The 1,062-nt window shown below is 74.9% G+C and carries 2 protein-coding genes; both read right to left on the bottom strand.

The window, feature by feature from the left end; all coding sequences use genetic code 11:
* Nucleotides 1-468 (bottom strand): histidine phosphatase family protein (locus QH283_RS16595; protein WP_280503892.1); only part of this gene is annotated, 468 nt, incomplete at its 3' end.
* A gap of 63 nt (nucleotides 469-531) precedes the next feature.
* Nucleotides 532-1,062: hypothetical protein (locus tag QH283_RS16590; protein ID WP_280503891.1), on the bottom strand; the 531-nt coding region annotated here is incomplete at its 5' end.

Raw genomic sequence — 1,062 nt, 5'->3', positions numbered from 1 at the left:
CCCCTCACCCGGGCGGTATATGGCCCGGGCCCCCCCCACCCCCACACCGCGCGCCCCCACCCCCCCCACCCCCCGCCCCCGGGGGGGGGGGGCCCGCGCGCCCCCCGCGCCCACGCTCTCCCCGCCCGGGCAGCCGTGCGTCCACACCAGCCAGTCCGGCACGGACTCCCGGATCCGCGGCGTGGTGAGCCCCTCGTACGCGCCGTAATCCCACTCGGCCAGCAACTCCGACACCTCGGCGATCGCCAGGCCGGCCAGTTCGGCCGTCTCCACCGCCCGCCGCCGCGGACTGCTCACCACCAACGGATCGCGCACCCCCACGCCCGACAGCACCGAGGCCACCGACCGGGCCTGCTCACGCCCGGCCGCGGTCAGCTCCAGTTCGGTACGCCCGGTGTGCCTGCCCGCGGCCGACCACTCGGTCTCGCCGTGCCGGAGCAGGATCAGTCGGTGCTGGTCGGCGCTCACCCGGCCGATTCTGCCGCACCGAACACCTCATCAGGGGTAACCCCACCGGCCGATCACCCGAGATCAGCACGCGGAGAAATACCCCTGCATCGCGCTGGGCGCACCGTCGGCCCGCGCCTGGGTCCAGCACCGGTCGTGCGGGAAGACCACGTAGGTGGTCCACCTGGAGTCGACGAGCCGCACGATGCGCTGGCTGTCACCGGGCACGTCCCAGGCGATGACCGCCCAGGACCCGTGGCACTCCCCCACCTCGGCGAGCGCGTCGGCGAGGTCACCGGTGACGTCCAGATCGCGGACGATGGTCTCGGTGGTGCAGCTCGGGGCGGGTTCCGGGTCCTCGAAGCGCAGCAGTCCGGTGACGACCCGGCCGCCCTCGGGCAGGAACAGGGTGTGCATCCCCTCCGGGACCGGCACCGTGCCGGGCGGCGGCTCCAAGCCGTAGCGGTAGCAGCCGACCCGCACGGTCCAGGTGATCTCGCCGTCGGCGTCGGTGGTGTCGGACCACCGCTCGACCTCCGCGGCGCCCTCCGCCAGATCGCCGGAGGCCGGGTCGCAGGGGGCGTAGCGGGCCAGGTGCACCGGCACGTTCGGCAC

This window comes from Nocardia farcinica (assembly GCF_029867845.1).
GTDB lineage: Bacteria > Actinomycetota > Actinomycetes > Mycobacteriales > Mycobacteriaceae > Nocardia > Nocardia farcinica_A.
The sequence above is the reverse complement of the archived record's forward strand: the minus strand, read 5'-3'. Positions and strand labels throughout refer to the sequence as shown.